Annotated in this window: 1 pseudogene; it reads left to right on the forward strand. The window is 39.2% G+C overall.

Annotated features, from left to right (window positions below):
- Positions 1-344: pseudogene (locus tag FD18_RS09740) on the forward strand (hypothetical protein); the annotation flags it as partial.

Raw genomic sequence — 344 nt, forward strand, 5'->3', positions numbered from 1 at the left:
ACTGAGTTACTCAAACTTTCACTCATACTTACTGAGTTACTTAAACTTTCACTCATCGATACCGAGTTACTTAAGCTCTCACTCATGCTTACTGAGTTACTCAAGCTTTCACTCATTGATACCGAGTTAGATAAGCTTTCGCTCATACTTACTGAGTTACTCAAGCTCTCACTCATACTTACTGAGTTACTCAAGCTGTCGCTCATGCTTACTGAGTTACTTAAGCTCTCGCTCATACTTACTGAGTTGCTTAGGCTGTCACTCATGCTTACTGAGTTACTTAAGCTTTCACTCATGCTTACTGAGTTGCTTAAGCTTTCACTCATGCTTACTGAGTTACTTAA

It is taken from the genome of Lactobacillus taiwanensis DSM 21401, from assembly GCF_001436695.1.
GTDB lineage: Bacteria > Bacillota > Bacilli > Lactobacillales > Lactobacillaceae > Lactobacillus > Lactobacillus taiwanensis.